16 protein-coding genes are annotated in these 16,042 nt (G+C 60.4%); 7 read left to right on the top strand and 9 right to left on the bottom strand.

What is annotated here, in order from left to right; all coding sequences use genetic code 11:
* Nucleotides 1-6: 6 nt before the first annotated feature.
* The 3 genes from ACM62G_RS24795 to ACM62G_RS24785 are packed head-to-tail and all read right to left on the bottom strand — an operon-like array spanning nucleotide 7 to nucleotide 3,042.
* The gene (locus ACM62G_RS24795; protein ID WP_054059270.1) at nucleotides 7-888 is read right to left on the bottom strand and encodes a TauD/TfdA family dioxygenase; all 882 of its coding nucleotides are present in this window, start codon (nucleotides 886-888) and stop codon (nucleotides 7-9) included.
* A complete protein-coding gene (locus ACM62G_RS24790; RefSeq protein ID WP_419735832.1) occupies nucleotides 863-2,428 on the bottom strand; it encodes an AMP-binding protein in 1,566 nt (521 codons plus the stop codon). Before ACM62G_RS24790 ends, ACM62G_RS24795 begins: the two co-directional genes overlap by 26 nt.
* Entirely contained in the window at nucleotides 2,425-3,042 is a 618-nt protein-coding gene (locus tag ACM62G_RS24785) for a thermostable hemolysin (RefSeq protein ID WP_054059268.1), read from the bottom strand. The genes ACM62G_RS24790 and ACM62G_RS24785 overlap by 4 nt, the downstream gene beginning before the upstream one ends.
* Before the next feature lie 174 nt (nucleotides 3,043-3,216).
* Here ACM62G_RS24785 and ACM62G_RS24780 point away from each other — a divergent pair, with 174 nt between their 5' ends.
* A complete protein-coding gene (locus tag ACM62G_RS24780) occupies nucleotides 3,217-4,137 on the top strand; it encodes a LysR family transcriptional regulator (protein WP_054059267.1) in 921 nt (306 codons plus the stop codon).
* A 595-nt stretch (nucleotides 4,138-4,732) separates the two neighbouring features.
* Entirely contained in the window at nucleotides 4,733-5,407 is a 675-nt protein-coding gene (locus ACM62G_RS24775) for a hypothetical protein (protein WP_419735831.1), read from the top strand.
* Nucleotides 5,408-5,483: 76 nt separating this feature from the next.
* Here the strand turns inward: ACM62G_RS24775 and ACM62G_RS24770 are convergent, their stop codons facing one another.
* Nucleotides 5,484-6,662: a GGDEF domain-containing protein gene (locus tag ACM62G_RS24770; RefSeq protein ID WP_273821012.1), complete on the bottom strand. Its 1,179-nt coding sequence runs from the start codon at nucleotides 6,660-6,662 to the stop codon at nucleotides 5,484-5,486.
* Nucleotides 6,663-6,774: 112 nt separating this feature from the next.
* Nucleotides 6,775-8,115 (bottom strand): PLP-dependent aminotransferase family protein, encoded by a 1,341-nt coding sequence (locus ACM62G_RS24765; RefSeq protein WP_419735830.1) that lies wholly within the window; start codon nucleotides 8,113-8,115, stop codon nucleotides 6,775-6,777.
* Between the two features lie 95 nt (nucleotides 8,116-8,210).
* On the opposite strand from ACM62G_RS24765, the gene ACM62G_RS24760 reads away from it, so the two are divergent.
* Nucleotides 8,211-8,696, top strand: a complete 486-nt coding sequence (locus tag ACM62G_RS24760; RefSeq protein WP_419735829.1) for a PaaI family thioesterase — start codon at nucleotides 8,211-8,213, stop codon at nucleotides 8,694-8,696.
* Nucleotides 8,697-8,729: 33 nt separating this feature from the next.
* Here ACM62G_RS24760 and ACM62G_RS24755 read toward each other — a convergent pair whose 3' ends face one another.
* The gene (locus ACM62G_RS24755) at nucleotides 8,730-9,791 is read right to left on the bottom strand and encodes an alpha/beta fold hydrolase (RefSeq protein ID WP_054060872.1); all 1,062 of its coding nucleotides are present in this window, start codon (nucleotides 9,789-9,791) and stop codon (nucleotides 8,730-8,732) included.
* 254 nt (nucleotides 9,792-10,045) lie between these two features.
* Nucleotides 10,046-11,314 (bottom strand): beta-ketoacyl-ACP synthase II, encoded by a 1,269-nt coding sequence (gene fabF / locus ACM62G_RS24750; protein WP_419735828.1) that lies wholly within the window; start codon nucleotides 11,312-11,314, stop codon nucleotides 10,046-10,048.
* Between the two features lie 113 nt (nucleotides 11,315-11,427).
* Here fabF and ACM62G_RS24745 point away from each other — a divergent pair, with 113 nt between their 5' ends.
* On the top strand, nucleotides 11,428-11,919 hold the full coding sequence (locus tag ACM62G_RS24745; protein ID WP_054056945.1) for a winged helix-turn-helix transcriptional regulator: 492 nt from the start codon (nucleotides 11,428-11,430) through the stop codon (nucleotides 11,917-11,919).
* A 129-nt stretch (nucleotides 11,920-12,048) separates the two neighbouring features.
* Nucleotides 12,049-12,744 (top strand): 7-cyano-7-deazaguanine synthase QueC, encoded by a 696-nt coding sequence (queC, locus tag ACM62G_RS24740; protein WP_273821007.1) that lies wholly within the window; start codon nucleotides 12,049-12,051, stop codon nucleotides 12,742-12,744.
* 48 nt (nucleotides 12,745-12,792) lie between these two features.
* On the opposite strand, the gene ACM62G_RS24735 is transcribed toward queC, so the two are convergent.
* On the bottom strand, nucleotides 12,793-13,671 hold the full coding sequence (locus tag ACM62G_RS24735) for a queuosine precursor transporter (RefSeq protein WP_419735827.1): 879 nt from the start codon (nucleotides 13,669-13,671) through the stop codon (nucleotides 12,793-12,795).
* Nucleotides 13,664-14,260, bottom strand: a complete 597-nt coding sequence (locus ACM62G_RS24730; protein WP_419735826.1) for a helix-turn-helix transcriptional regulator — start codon at nucleotides 14,258-14,260, stop codon at nucleotides 13,664-13,666. Before ACM62G_RS24730 ends, ACM62G_RS24735 begins: the two co-directional genes overlap by 8 nt.
* A gap of 428 nt (nucleotides 14,261-14,688) precedes the next feature.
* On the opposite strand from ACM62G_RS24730, the gene ACM62G_RS24725 reads away from it, so the two are divergent.
* Complete coding sequence (locus ACM62G_RS24725) at nucleotides 14,689-15,024, top strand: DUF6124 family protein (protein ID WP_419735825.1); 336 nt, start codon at nucleotides 14,689-14,691, stop codon at nucleotides 15,022-15,024.
* Nucleotides 15,025-15,181: 157 nt separating this feature from the next.
* Nucleotides 15,182-16,042, top strand: coding sequence for a MurR/RpiR family transcriptional regulator (locus ACM62G_RS24720; RefSeq protein ID WP_054056950.1), 861 nt, complete (start codon nucleotides 15,182-15,184; stop codon nucleotides 16,040-16,042).

Below are 16,042 nucleotides of genomic sequence, written 5' to 3'. Positions count from 1 at the left end.
AAGCTCTCAACGGTAGCTCAGGGCATTGAAGATGCGTCGGCGGTCATCGACGATGGCCTGACGACCATGCATGACCCGGCGGTTGTCGATCATCACCATGTCGTGGTCGCGCCAGCCGACCGGGTAGGTTTCCTGGGCAGTCACCGCGGCGATTTCGGCCAGGAACTCGGCCGGGATCGGCAAGCCGGAGACGGTATCGATCACCGGCGCCTCATAGTTGAAGGACGGGCCGAGAATGCTGTTGGCGAAAGCCGGACGCTGGCTGAATTCGGAGACCAGGATCGCCGGCGTGCTGAAGGCGTAGTGGATCGAGTCGTCGGCCGGGTTGAAGGTGATCTGCGTGCGTGGGTCATCACCGGTGATCTGCAACAGATCCTCGATGGTCACCGCGGACGGATCCGAGAGCGTCGAGGAATAGTGGCAGACCAGCCGACGCCATTTGTCCCCGGCCACGGTGCGGCTGTAGCGGATCGAGTTGTGCTCGAAGAACTCGCGGCACTCGGCCGACAATTTCCCCAGGACCTTCTCGCCATCGCACAGGGTGGTCTGCGAGCCCTTGCGCGGTGCTTCCTGGCAGTAGAACCAGGTGATGTCGGGCCAGAACGGCGAGTTGCCGTTCTCGCAGTGCAGGCCGACCGCATCGCGCCCGGCATCCACCAGTTGCGCCGCGCCGCCGACCATGACCCGTGCCGGGTCCAGGCTCAACCGCGAACTGTTCTGGCGCACGAAGGCACTGAAGTCTTCGGCGCTGTGGATGCAATTGCGAAACAGCACGATGCCGTAGTGGCCAAGCAGTTCATACAGCTCGGGCTTGCCCAGGCTGGTGAAATGCCGGGGCTCGATAATCGAGACGGCGGGACTTTCAGAGTGATAGGCAGGCGAGTTCATGGGTTGCATTCCCTTGCAGTGTGGAGAAAACAGTGGCGATGTCGGCGCGCTTCGGGCGGCCGGTCACGGTGTAGAGCTGTTCGAGCAGCGGATCGTCCTTGGTCAGCAGCCACAGGCGGCTGGGCCGCTCGATGTCGGAAAAGCGTCGCCCCGACCAATGGGCCAGTTCGGTCCGCTCCGGCAGCGACTCGACGCAGAGCAGGGCCACCAGGCCATGCTCTTCATCGAAAAACACTGCGGCGTCGCGTACCCCCGGGTACTCGCGGTATTCCAGCTCGACCTGCTCCGGGCTGACGTTGCGGCCGTTGGGCAGGCAGATCACATTCTTCTTGCGCCCGTGGACGTACAGGTAGCCATCGGCATCCAGCGAGCCCAGGTCGCCGGTGTCCATCCAGCCATCCTCGGACATCGAACAGGCACTGGGGTCCAGGCCCGAATAACCGCTGAACAGCGAGCTGCTCTTGACCTCGATGGTCTGGTCGGCGCCGATGCGCACCTGGACGTGCGCCAGCGGTTTGCCGACGCTGCCCAGACGCTGGTGCAAGGCAGTGTTCATGCTCACCACCGAGGCGTTCTCGGAGAGCCCGTAGCCCTGGAACACCGGGATCCCATCCTCGGCCAGGGCCTTGAGAATGTCGACGCTGACCGCCGCACCGCCACAGGTGATGTGCACACCCGAATGCAGGTAGCGCGACAGTCGCTCACCCGGCTCGTCGCCCTGGGCCAGTTGTTCGTAGAAACGGTTGAGCATCACCGGCGGCACGGTCATCGCCGTCGGCTCGACCCGCAGCAGCCAGTCGATCAGACGTTGTGGCGAAGCCCCCGGCTCCCCCAACAGCGGCTCCGCTTCCGGCAGGAAAAACACCGTCCCCCCTGCGAGCAGCGGCAGGTAAGCAGCGGTGACCTGTTCCAGCAGCAGGCTCAACGGCACCAGCGACAGGTAGCGACGGTGGGCATCGGCAGGCATCCCCTGACGCAACGAGGCCAGCACGGCCCCTACCGCCGCCGTGCTCAGGCGCACCCCCTTGGGCCGGCTGGTGGTGCCCGAGGTATGGATGATCTTGCAGATCCACTCGTCATCGCCCGCCACATTCAGCAGCGGCTGCTCGATGGCCGGCAGGTCGAGCCGGCGCAGACGCTCCTCGGGGAAGTCCAGCAGCCAGCGCTCGGTCAAGGTACGCAGCCCCGCGTGATCGACCAGGAAGCCATCGCAGCGCGTGGCCAGGTGCTCGGCCTGGGACTGGCTGAAGGCCAGTGGCAAGGGCAATGCGGTGATGCCGGCGAACAGGCAGGCCAGGTCGGCCACCAGCCAGTCACTGCTGTTGCGCGTTGCAATCCCCAGCACCACGCGCTCGCCCGCGCTACCGGCACTGAAGCGCCGTTGCAGCTCGGCGGCCAGGTTCAGGGCTCGCTGCTCCAACTGGCCATAAGTCAGGGTGCCCCCCTGCTCCAGGCCGTTTGCCGCACAATCGACCGCGCAGATGGCATCGCGATTGACCTGCAAGGCCTGCCGCAAGTCGGCAATGAATGCACCGCTCATGGTTGCGCCCTCGCTGGCAGGTCGGTCGGCAACTGACTGAACAGCGTATTGAGGGTCAAGGCGGCGAAGCGCGAGCGTTGCGGGTCGACGCGAATGAAACCGGTCACCGGCTGTTTCGAGTAGTAGCTGCCCCAGCTCTTGCCGTCGTCATTGACCAGACGGTCCGGATCGGCGGCGAGCAGCGGCTCGAACACGATCTGGCAGCTCTCCATCATCTCCCGCACCCGCGGTGTGACCGTGCACAGCAGGTAATGGGCGCCCATGCACCAGGCCAGCAGCGGGATCATGTTGACCATGATGATGCCCGCGGTCAGATGGTGGGAAATCAGGTTGCCAATTTCGGCGATGTTCGAGCGATCGATGGTCTTCTCGAAGCGCCGCGACAGAATCACCTCGATCGGCTCCGACAGGTACTGTTCGGAGAACAACGTCCGGTGATCGGCAAACGTTATACCGGCGCAAGAGAGAATCTGCTCATCGGCATCCTGCGTCAAAGCAAAGTACTGCGGGTTGGGTTCTACACTGGCCTTATAAGAGCTGCGAAATTTTTCTTTCACAACTTCCGTCGCCTGTATCCACAAAGGTGTCTGATTTTCCGTGACACGTACCAACATTTCGTCCTCCTCCGTCCCTGTGCAGGGGTAATCAAAATGTGAGACGCGAATATAGGGAGGAGGCTTCGCCGAGGCTATTTAAAAAATAAATTGCTTCCGCTAATATACAAATAGAATGAATCACTGGAATGTGACGAATTAGCGCCATTGGATTTTCATCGAGACGGATCTCTTATGCTCAATAGCAATTTGCTTAGAAAGCTGGACATGCAGGACCTGATGGTATTTGTTGCGATATATGAGCAGAGCAGCGTTACCGAGGTGTCCGAAACCCTTTGCGTCAGCCAGTCCACCGTCAGCTACTGCCTGAAGAAGCTGCGTACCAGCTTCGAGGACGAGCTGTTCATCCATACCCGCAATGCCATGTGGCCCACCAGCAAGGCCACCAGCATGTACAGTCATGTCATCAACATCCTTAAAAGCATCAATCTCTGTCATTCGGAAACAAAGCCATTCGATCCGGCAAAGAAAGAGATAACGTTCAACATCTGCGCTCCCGAGTATTTCGAGTTACTGATACTTCCGACACTTCTGAAAAGTTTCATCAAAAGCAGTTTCCCGGTCATCATAAACGTTCACAAATTCAACAAGGATATCCCCGCGGAAAAACTTTCAGACGGCCGCCTCGACCTGGTCATTTGTTCCGGGCCAAACTTTCACCGCGACGCCAGAAACTTCAAGTCAAAAGTACTGCTCGACGATGATCTGGTCTGTGTCGTCGACAAGAAATTCACCCCCACCGGAAACAAATTCAATCTGGAAAGTTTTGTTGCCCGCCAGCATGTATTTCCCACGCCCTGGATATCGGATACCAACATGGTCGATGGCTGGCTGGGCAAACAAGGCTATACCCGACAGATCGTCGCCCGTTCCAACAGTTATGTGGCGGCACTGGAAATGATCAACGGGACGGAACTGGTCCTGACCCTGCCCCGGCGCATCCAGATGCTCATCTGCGACGAGACGAAATTCGCCTTCTGCAAGCCGCCGGTGGGCCTGCCCAGCTTCACCATGGACATGCTCTGGGACCGCAAGAGCGGCCAGAACAGCGCCAGTGCCTGGCTGCGCGAGCAGATCGCCAAGGTCTGTGCCTGAAAGGCCTGCCCCACTTCGGACCAGTGCCCTTGCCCGGCACCGGTCCCGCCTTGCCGGAGTTGCACCGCATGAGTGCAATTGATTAGCAACAGCATATGTATCTGTTAAGCAACAGCAGGTATTAATTGAAAAACGTCGGACAATCTATCCATTACGATGCCCCGCCGCACCAAAAAGAGACATCACTGTCCACGGCGCCGGAAGATATCCTTTTAATCCTCTTGCGCCGGGTTCGGATCACCTGCCCTCTTTAAATAGGTTTTCCCCCAGTGGACAGGCAATCTCGGCAATATATTGGCGCCATTGCCTTGTTAATACTCTTTTGCAAATACTGCCATGCCCTTGTTGGCCCAATCGTAGGACAACCGTACTCCCAATACCGCAGGCTCAATAAGCCCGAACGGAACGGCCCCAATCCTTCGACCCGCCCAAGGGGGATAACCGTTCCTTTGCACGCAACACGCGAAGTATTTTCTTACGGCCACCGGAGAATGCACTGACTATCTCACCTGGGGTATCCGGTTCAATTATGTGATCAGGCTTGTTGCCCGGGGCAGAAGCCCCCTTTAGTGGCTTCAATCTTCGAGGCCAGGATATGAACAACGTGCAGACATCCCATGAACGCATCACCCGAAGGACCCGGGGCCGTCGCCAGGGCCTGGGAGGCGAAATGCAAAATCCAGCATCAAGATCCGCCCTGATTCGCGTCGAGAAGCAGATGAATCAGAAGATTGCCGACCTGGGCCAGAGCCTGCGAGCCCCGATCAGGGAGCTGCAAGGCTCGGTCAGGGAACTGCAAGGCGCGGTCAGGCAGCAAGGTGAGCAGATAGCTACCCTGGCCAAGGCCGTCTCCGTGCAAGGGGTTGAGCTTCGAGCGGAAATCAGGGAGCAAGGCAGTGAATTCCGCCTTGCGATGGAGAAACAAGGCCACGAATTTCACCTGGCCCTGGAAAGACAAGGCCACGAGTTGCGTGGTGAGATCGAAAAACAGGGGCATGAACTGCGCAGTGCGATGGAGAAACAGGGCAACGAACTGCGCATGGCGATGCAGAAACAAGGCAATGACCTGCGTATGGCGATGGAAAAACAAGGTAACGAACTGCGCGCAGCCATCAAGGATCAGGGCTTCACGTTGAAGACGTCGATCACCGAATTGAAAATGGACACCGAATCAAGATTCAAACTGGTGTACTGGCAGCTAGGCATCATCTTTGCGGTTCTGATGCTCCCGCTGGGCCGGCTCGCCTTCGACATGATTTTTGGCCAATAGCGGCTCAACCTGGCAGCCCGATCCTTGTTGGCCGCCATTGCCTCCCCCCTCCACGTCAGTTGGCGACAGCCGCGAATCAGGATGTGCGCTGAGCCTCGCTGCGGGGAGCGGTCCGGTCGATCAGGCGAATACTGTCACGCCCGCCACGCTTGGACTCGTAGAGTGCCGCATCGCTGCGTTCGATCAGGGCCGCCAGGCTGCTGGGCGGCTGGTCGAACAGATTGGCGCCGATGCTGAGGGTCACCGCCTGGGGCGTGTCGAACGTCTGGCGAACAGCCTGGTGAAACTGGTCACGCAGCGTGCTGCCCAGATGAATGACCTGCTCACCCGACGTGCCGCCCAGCAGAATGACGAACTCGTCTCCGCCCAACCGGGCAGCCAGTGCACCTTCGGGCAACACCGAACGAATCATCTCGCTCAGCGCCACGAGCAGGCGATCGCCGGCCGTATGACCGTAGAGATCGTTGACCAGCTTGAAGTTGTCGACATCGATCAGCAGCAATGCTCCCGGCCGGGTATCCGAGACCTCTTCGAGCAGGCGCGGCGCACGCACTTCGAGGGCCCGACGGTTGTACATGGCGGTCAACGGATCACGGGCCGCCAGTCGGGCAATACGCTTTTCCCGGCGATAGCGTTCGGTGCCGGTCATCGATAGCGCAATCAGCATGATCGCCATCGCCCCCTCGACCAGCGAAATCTGGATGATCTCGCCACGAAACGCTGCAAGGTCGATCAAAGTGCCGGGGATGATCGTCGACAGGGCCTTGATCAGATAGAAAGCCCCGTGGATCAGCAACACATAACGCAACTGCACCGCCCCCACACTCAACGACTTGCCATGGGGGCGCAGGAGAAAGCTGGCACGCAAGGTCACCAGGGCAACCATCAACGAATTGACCAGCATCATGATCTTCGACCACGACGGGTCATTGGGCAGAAACAGCATGGCGACCCAGACCACGACAACCAGGAACCAGGTACGGGAGAGCCGCGTTTCGGTGAACCGCGCAACCCCCATCAGGAAAAACCAGTGCGCGGTCACCAGCAGGCCGTTGGCGAACCAGATACCCAGCAGCAGAAAGCCGCTTCCACGCAGCAGGGCGAGAGTCGAGCCGATGCTGATCGTTGCGAAACCCGAACTCCAGAACAGCAGTGATGGCTCACGAACACTGCGCCACTCGACCGCCAGGTACAACGCGGCGGCCGCCGCCAGGGCGATCGTGAGTGTCAACAACGTGACGGGGTCAAGCGACATAGACGGACTGGCCTTTCTGACTTACGGGACAAAAGCGTCAATCATAATGCTTTTCATTGCAGACAGCCTGCCCATAGATGGCTTTTTGCCAACTTTCTGACGGACTGAACACCTAGATCGGGAAGTCTTCGATGACTTGCCTGACCCGCGCCAGCACCGCTGGCAACTGTGCCGACGGCACTGAACTCAGCCCCAGGCGCAAGGCATGCGGCGCATGCCGGGTGGTCGCATAGGCCTCGGCCCTGGACACGGCAATGCCGTTTTCGGCCAGAGCGGTGGCGATGCGATCCATGCGCAATGCTTCCGGCAAGCGGAGCCAGAGAAACAAAGAGGCCGGGTGAGCGATCATCTCCATGCCGGCCAATACCTCCCGGGCGATGACCTGCCGACGGCGGGCCTCGTCGCGCAGCCAGCTTTCCTGACGGGCGGCGGTGCCATCGGCGATCCAGCGGGTGGCCATGGCGGTGACCACACTGGGCATGCTCCAGGAACTGGCACGAATCACTTCCTTCACCCGAGCGGCACAAGCCGCAGGCACCACGACGAAACCGAAGCGCAGCCCGCTGGCCAGGCTCTTGGACAGGCTGGAGACATACAGGGTGCGCTCCGGTGCCAAGCTCAGCAGCGCCGGCGGTGCCTCGTCAACCAGATAGGCGTAGCCGGCATCCTCGATCAGCAGGCAATCATGCCGACGGGCAATCGTCACCAGCCGCTGGCGTTGGCTCGCGTTCAGCACCCAACCCAACGGATTGTGCAACGTGGGCATGGTGTAGATCGCCCGAATCCGTCGCTGCCGACACACCTCCTCGAGCGCGTCCAGGTCCGGCCCGTCACTCAAGCCCGGAACAGGCTGCAACACCAGCCCGTGGACACCGGCCAGCATCCTGAAGCCGGGATAGGTCAAGGCATCGACGGCCACCTCGTCATGCGGTCGGAGCAAGGCTCGCACACAAACGTCCAGCCCCTGCTGCGCACCGTTGACCAGGAACACCTGTTGCGCGTCAACCGCCAGGCCGCGTGCCCTGGCCAGGAACTCGCCGACGATGCGCCGCTCGTGGCGCCGCCCGCCCGGCGGCTGCTGGTGCAGCAATGCCGCCAGGTCGCCGCTGTTCGCCAAGTCGCGCAACAGGCTGCGCAACTGTTCCGCCTGGCCCGGCCAGACGGGATGGTTGAACGACAGATCGATCGCACTGGCGCTCAGCCGCGCCTCATCGCCACTGTCCCATTCGCGCTGCTGGGGTCGATCACGCACGAAGGTGCCCCGCCCCGTCTCGCCGACCACCAGCCCCATGGCCTTGAGCCGGGCGTAGACCTTGCTCGCCGAAGCGATCGCCATGCCGTGCTGGCGGGCGAGCTGGCGATGGGTGGGCAACGGCGTGCCGGGTGGCAGGCGGCCACTGCGGATATCGGCCACCAGCGTTTCGAGCGCCCGGGAAACAGAAGAAACAGCCATCGGGGGATGTCCCTAGGACAATTTTTTGATTGTTCCATTCTAGGCGCACACACTGCAAACGCCCAATCGCTGGCACTCACTCGACAGGAGGTTGCATGACCGCACCCGTTCGTCCACTCCCGGTACTGGAGTACCTGCAGCGCCAGCTTGACGGCACGCTGGCTGACAGTGACATCACCCATATGCAGTACCCCACGGCGATTTCCCGCCTGCTGGGCTTTCGCCTGGTCGCCATCGGCGAGGCCACGGCGACCCTGGCACTCGATGCCGATGCGGCGTTGCACGGCAACCAGCAGGGCACGGTCCACGGTGGGCTGCTGTGCGAGTTGGCCGACGCGGCCATCGGTACGGCCCATTCGACGTTGATGCAGCCAGCGCAAAGCTTTACCAGCATCGATCTCAAGGCGACCTTCCTGCGCCCGGTCTGGAAGTCGCGACTGCACGCTCGGGCCAGGGCGACTCACCTGGGTCGAACGATCAGTCATTATCTGTGCGAAATCGAACGCGAAGATGGCAAGCTCGTTGCCAGTATCACCAGTGCGGTGATGACGCTGCGCGACGAACAGGCCAGGGGCCGCTGAACGTGCGCAGCTCGGGAACGGACAGCCGGAACCTCAGAGATGATCCGCGTCGATCACCGCCTTGGCGAAGGCCTCTGGAGCCTCTTGCGGCAGGTTGTGACCGATACCGCCGCTGATCAGGCGGAACTCGTACTTGCCGGTGAAACGCTTGGCGTAATCCTCGGGCGCCGGATGCGGCGCACCGTTGGCATCACCCTCGAGGGTGATGGTCGGCACGCTGATCGATGGCGCCGTGGCCAGTTTCTGTTCCAGCGCGTCGTATCGAGGCTCGCCCTGAACCAGGCCCAGGCGCCAGCGGTAGTTGAAGACCGTGATGTCGACATGGTCGGGATTCTCCAGCGCCTTGGCGCTACGGTCGTAGGTGGCATCGTCGAATGCCCATTTCGGCGAAGCCGTCTGCCAGATCAGCTTGGCGAAGTCATGGGTGTTCTTCTCGTAGCCGGCACGACCGCGGTCGGTGGCGAAATAAAACTGATACCACCACTGCAATTCGGCCTTGGGCGGCAGCGGGTTCTTGCCAGCCGCCTGGTTGCCGATCAGGTAACCGCTGACCGAGACCAGTGCCTTGACCCGCTCCGGCCACAGGGCCGAGACGATATCCGCCGAGCGCGCCCCCCAGTCATACCCCCCCAGCACGGCCTGCTTGATCTTCAGCGCGTCCATGAAGTCGATGACGTCGCTCGCCAACGCCGCGGGCTGACCGTTGCGCAGGGTCTTCGCGGAGAGGAAATGGGTATCGCCGTAGCCACGGGCATAGGGCATCAGCACCCGGTAGCCCTTGGCGGCCAGCAACGGCGCGACGTTGTCATAGCTGTGAATGTCATACGGCCAGCCGTGCAGCAGAATCACCACCGGACCATCGGCCGGGCCGGTTTCGGCATAGGCCACGTCAAGCAGCCCGGCCTTGATGTGCTTGAGGGGGCCGAAAGGCGAAGGTGCGGAGTGGGAGGTGCTGGCACTGGTCGCATCAACCGTTGCCGAGGCAGCCGCCTGCGCCTGGGTCGCCCCGAAAATGCCGAACAGGGCGAGTGCGAGCATCGACGAACCGGCCAGGCGGCCCAGGCCGTTCCTGTTGTTGTGCAGTGCCTTCTTCATGGTGATCTCTCCGTTGCCAGCCATGGGTCAGGGGTCTGGATGACGCCCTGCAAACCGTGGATGCATTTGACCGCCATGACGTATCCGGCCTGTGTCGAGTTCCGGGCCATTGGGAAAGCCTGTGTATCGCGCAACGGCCAGGATACACACTGATACAAAACCGCCTGCAAATCGCCTGTGTCGCTACGCGAAGCCTGCCCCGCCCACAAGGTGTCGGGACAGGCGATGCCATGCACAGGGGCAAACCCTTTTCTCTATACCCAGCGCTTGAACAGCACGCTGGCATTCACCCCACCGAAACCGAAGCCATTGGACAGCGCATAGTCCATCGACAACGGTCGGGCCTGACCACGGACCAGGTCGAGCCCTTCGGCTGCCTCATCGGGGTTCTCCAGGTTGAGCGTCGCCGGTGCCACCTGATCGCGCAACGCCAACACCGCGAAGATCGCCTCGATGCCGCCGGCGGCCCCCAGCAGATGCCCGGTGGCGGACTTGGTCGAGCTGATCGCCGGGCCGCCCCGGGTACCGAACACGGCCTTGATCGCCGCCAGTTCGCCCTTGTCACCCACCGGCGTCGAAGTGGCATGGGCGTTCAGGTGACGGACCTGCGAGGGGTCGATCCCGGCCTGCAGCAGCGCCTGCTGCATGGCACGGCGGGCACCGTCGCCGTCCTCGGGACCGGCGGTCATGTGATAGGCGTCGGCACTGGTGCCGTAACCCACCAGTTCGGCCAGCGGCGTCGCGCCACGTGCCAGGGCATGCTCCAACGCCTCGATCACCAGCAGGCCGGCGCCCTCGCCCATGACAAAGCCGTCACGGGCCTGGTCGAACGGTCGGGAAGCCCGTTGCGGGGTCTCGTTGAAATCGCTCGACAGCGCCCGGGCCGCCGCGAAACCGGCCAGGCTGACGCGGTGGATACAGGCTTCGGCCCCACCGCAGATCGCCACGTCGATTTCCCCGGCCCGGATCATTCGCGCGGCATCGCCGATGGCCTGGACGCCCGCGGCACAGGCGGTCACCGGCGTGCCGAGCGGCCCCTTGAAACCATGACGGATCGACACATGCCCGGCCGCCAGGTTGCCCAGAAACGACGGGATGGTGAACGGCGACAGGCGCCCCGGCCCCTTGCTGTCGGTCGTCCGCACCGCCTCGGCAATGGCCGGGAAACCGCCGACTCCGGTGGCGATGATGGTACCGGTACGGGCCTGCGACTGGAGCGTATCGGGCGCCCAGCCTGCCTGGGCCAGCGCTTCCTCGGCCGCCGCCAGGGCAAACAGGATGAAGCGGTCCATCTTGCGCTGCTCCTTGGCCGCCAGCAGCAGGTCGGGATCGAAGCCCGCCTCCGGGTCCTGGGCGCGGTCCGGGACCTGGCCGCCGATGCCGATCGCCAGGTCACCGATCAGGTCTTGCGGCAGCGGCCGTATCCCCGACTGTCCGGCCAACAGCCGCTGCCAGTTCGACTCCACACCGCAGCCCAACGGGGTCAGTGCGCCCATGCCCGTGACAACGATACGTTTGTTCATGACAATCCAACTCCTGCAGGTTATTGAGCAAGGTAATGGCCTGTGGACGTTACTATCATCATGAAAGTAACATATGACCTCACAAAAATCCGATTCCCCCTGCAGGAGCCGTCATGCAGCGCAAAACCCTGGCCCATGCCGAATGCCCGATCGCCCGCAGCCTCGAGCGGGTTGGCGAATGGTGGAATATCCTCATCATGCGCGACGCCCTGCAGGGGCTGAAACGCTTCGACGAGTTCTCCCGCAGCCTGGACATCGCCCCCAATATGCTCACCCGGCGCCTGAACGGGCTGGTGGAAGACGGTTTGCTCGAACGCCAGGCCTACAGCCAGCGCCCGCTGCGCTACCAGTACGTACCGACCGCCAAGGGCCGGGATTTTCGCGTGGTGCTGATGGCGCTGGTGGAATGGGGCAATCGCCATTACGCGCCGGAAGGCGAAAGCGTGCAGATCGTCGAACGCGAAAGCGGACGGCCACTGCACTTCATGCTGGCGGACGTCGCCGATGGCCGTCCGGTACCGCTGCAGAACAGCACCGTGAAGCCCGGGCCGGCCGCCAGCGAACAGATGCGTCAGCGCCTGGAAGGTCGCCGGGACGACGCCTGAGTTCAGCCTGGCCGGGCGCGACCGTGTCATCCCTGACGGCACGCGCAATTTCAGAAACGTCCCACGCCAGCCGGTTGGTCATTTGCGGTAGGGTCGACGCGAACCCACAACCGCCCAGGGATGAGCACAATGACCGAAAAAGCAGTAATCGTTTTCAGCGGTGGCCAGGACTCGACGACCTGTCTGATCCATGTCCGCCCCCTGTACAACGAAATCCATTGCATCACCTTCGATTATGGCCAACGCCACCGTGCCGAAATCGAAGTGGCGCGGCAACTGGCCAAACAATTGGGCGTCACCACGCACAAGGTATTGGACACCACGGTGTTGAACGAACTGGCCGTCAGCAGCCTGACCCGCGACGCCATACCGGTCCCTGCGGCCAACAGCCTGGCAGGCGGCGTGCCCAGCACGTTCGTGCCGGGCCGCAATATCCTGTTTCTGACACTCGCATCGATCCATGCCCACCAGCTCGGTGCACGAACCGTGGTCACCGGCGTCTGCGAGACGGACTTTTCCGGCTATCCGGATTGCCGTGACCACTTCATCAAGGCGCTGAACCCGGCCATTGAATTGGGCCTGGACTACCCGTTGCGGATCGAGACTCCGCTGATGTGGTTGAGCAAGGCCGAAACCTGGGCATTGGCGGACCACCACGGAGAGTTGGAGCGGATTCGGCGGGAGACCCTGACCTGCTACAGGGGCGTGAAAGGAGATGGCTGTGCCGAGTGTGATGCCTGCCATCTTCGCGCGAAGGGGCTGGAGCAATTCCTGGGTCATCGGCGCGAGGTCATGGGTAGCCTGAAAGAAAAACTGGGTCTCTGACGACACCCGCTCAAGGGGACGAGCCACTTCCATGGCTCGTCTTTCCCCCTATGCCGGCTGAGCCTGGAAAACATAGCGTCTGAACAGTGCCCTGGCGCCATAGGCAGGCAGCACATTGAAGAAGGCAAAAAACATCTTTATGACAATCTGCACATAGATCAGACCCAGGATTTTCTCATTCGGCATCGTTCCATAAAAAAGCACAAAGCAAAAAATAAAACTGTCGATGATCACGGCAAAAAAAGTACTGACAAACACGCGCAGGAAAAGAAACCTGGAGTTCGTAAGCCGCTTTATCCTGCATAACAGGTACGAATTCACATACTCGGAAAACAGAAACGAAACCGAGGAAGCAATCAATGCCGAGGAAACATGGCCGACCACCTCACCGTAGGAGGCCCCAAGTGCCCAACCGGGCAGGCCCGGGGCCCAACTGGAAAGACTCAGCAGCAACAGGATGAAAGCATTGTTCACAAAAGCAAACAATATCGCCCGTCTTGCCAGCCTGAGCCCATAGGACTCATTCAACAGGTCCACGACCAGAAACGTCAGCGGATAGAGAAACACACCAGGGGTCACGACAACGTCCAGCGCTTCGACATGTATGAGCTTTGCCGCAGAGACATTGGTAAAAATGTAGATGGCGCATAAAGCCAGATTGAGGGCCACATAGGTCATCCAGGAGCGCTCATTCCGGTCATTCATTTCGTAGGCTGTCAACACGGAGCCACCCGAATAGAATTTCCGGTAAACCTCCTTGATTTCAGACTTGTTCAAGTCATCCAGCATTTCACTTTTCAGCAGCTCATCCAGCCTCACCTTGATGACCCTGCCTGTAGAAATCAACATGACCACGGCGAGGCTCTTGTTATTTTCAAAACCCAATAACTTATACCTGCTGTTTTCGCTCTTCCTGTGCTCAACCATTGAACCGTTCCTCGATGATATCGCCCACCAGCAGAAAAGCCGCAGAGTCCACAAGCGCCTCGCCCACCACCTGCAACTCGTTGGTTTCCCTTTCATAAACCAGCTTTTGCCCTTCGCCGCCAGACGCGCTCCTTCTGACGATCAGCAAGTCTCCCGGCTCATTGATGCCTCGAATACCATTTTCCAGAAGCACCCCGATCAGGTTGCAAGCCGCCCCGAAATAATAGGTCAGTGGATGACTGACGACCAACTCACCGATTCTCCTGTCAAGTTTATCGGGTAACGAGCGCTCCCTGATAATCGGCACCGCCGCCGGATTCATGTTTCCACGCAGGGAAACACTGTTTTCTACAACTTCCCTGCGTTCAAGATCGACGGTTTCTATTTCCTGGTAGGAAACCCCAAAGAAGTCAGATATCTTGCGGATGGTCGATTGCTGTACGTTGACCACCCTACCTTCCAGAATATTGTAGATCGTCGTCCTGGTCAGCCCACTGGCACTGCATAACGACAACCTTGTCTCGCCGCGACTCTTCATGAGGTATCTGATATTGTTCTTCAGATTCTCCACCTTGTCCCTTTTGTACATACACACCACTTCCTTATCCTCGCAAAGACAACACATCTTCGTATATCAGCCGGAAAATCCTTTCAACCTGAAATCACCTTATACACACTACCCTGGAAAATCACCTTGATAGCACCCCACGAATAACCAGACACCTTCCTACCACGATACCGCCGTCATCGAAACACCAGAACAACCTACACATCAAAACAAGAAAATCCTTACGGAAAAATATTACACCCACCCAACAAAAACAAACCTCCCACCCTTTTAATAGAATTACCTCACAGAACTTTCCTACGCCAACGGCTTATTTTTACCGATGTTCATTATTTTGATTAATTCAATGGAGTTTTTCTGGTAATAACTAGCGGTCCGTCCGCTCATGTGACTGCCATGCAATGCCGCTTGCCCATGAGTCCGACACCCACCCCGCAAGGAGCTCAAGCATGAAAAAGGCCACCCCCCACGCCCCGGAGTCGGACCGCTTCCTTTCCAGGTGCAACCCTCAAAGGTGTTCACAACCTGCGAGCCGCTGGCCGCCGCTCTTCACCGTAGTGCCAGATATCGACACCCGATCACTGCTCTGTCACGCCAGCGAGACCCTTGCCTCCTTGAACGTCATGACCACCGACCTGGCCAGCGAACTGGAAGGTTCACACCGCAGCGTCGTACTGGCGGTGCAGCAACTGACTGAGCTGGGGGAATTGCTGGTCAACCGGGCGTTGAACAATCTGGAGCCACCGGCAGGACTGTCTGAAGCCGTAGTGGAGAACCCATGCTGAATCCGGCTCGCCAGCCCAGATAGGACATCCGCTTTGCCCAGCCCCCCGATCAGCGCCTGAAAAAAGGCATTGTGCTATCTCGAAAAGCAATGTTATTTTCATAACAAGCAACATGAAAATGACATAGATATAACAACTCAGACGCTGGCACGCCGACATGTCCACGGAAAAAAACCGCTTCCTGCAGCAACTGGAGCAACAGTTCTCCAGCCTGACCCCGACCGGCAAGCGCATCGCCAGCTACCTGCTGGGCAACCCGGAACAGCTGCCGTTCGAGTCGGCCGACAGCATCGCCCAGCACGCCTCGACCACTGGCATATCCGTGGGGCGTTTCCTGCGTTCACTGGGTTACCAGAACATCGACGACGTGAAGAAGAGCCTGCGTGGCGAGGCTCCGGCGTCCTGGCTGATCACCGACCGCATCGGCGCCTTTCGGGCCGAGGCCAACCAGGGAGACGCCCTCGACCGCTCCATGCATCGCGAAATCGAGGCCATCGAGCATGCCTACGGTCTGGCACGCAGCGAGGCCTTTGCCCGGATCGTGCAGCGCATCCATGCAGCCGATGCCGTATTCATCCTGGGGATCCAGTCGACCCGCGGGATTCTCACCGCCTTCCACAGCCACCTCGAATACATTCGCCCCAAGGTCTACTACGTCGACGGCCTCTCGGGCATCTATGCCGAAACGCTGAACTCCGGCTTCGCCAATCCCTACGCGATCATCGCCGACTTCCGCGCCTACTCCAGCGTGGCCCAGACCTTCTGCCAGGTGGCCAGGGACAACGACCTGCCCCTGGCGCTGATCACCGACCTGCAATGCCCCTGGGCCCGCGACCATGACCTGGACCTGCTGCAACTGAAAACCGATGTCGGCCAGTTCTGGGACTCCCTCGCACCACTGACCTGCCTGCTCAACCTGGTGGTCTCGGCGGTGGCGGAGAAGTACGGCGATCGGCTCGACGAGCGCCTGGCCCGTAACCGCCAACTGCAGAAAGCCTTCGGCCAGTTCGAAGGTTGA

The organism is Pseudomonas sp. COR18 (genome assembly GCF_048568395.1).
Taxonomy (GTDB): domain Bacteria; phylum Pseudomonadota; class Gammaproteobacteria; order Pseudomonadales; family Pseudomonadaceae; genus Aquipseudomonas; species Aquipseudomonas fuscovaginae_B.
This window is presented reverse-complemented; position numbering and strand designations above follow the sequence as displayed.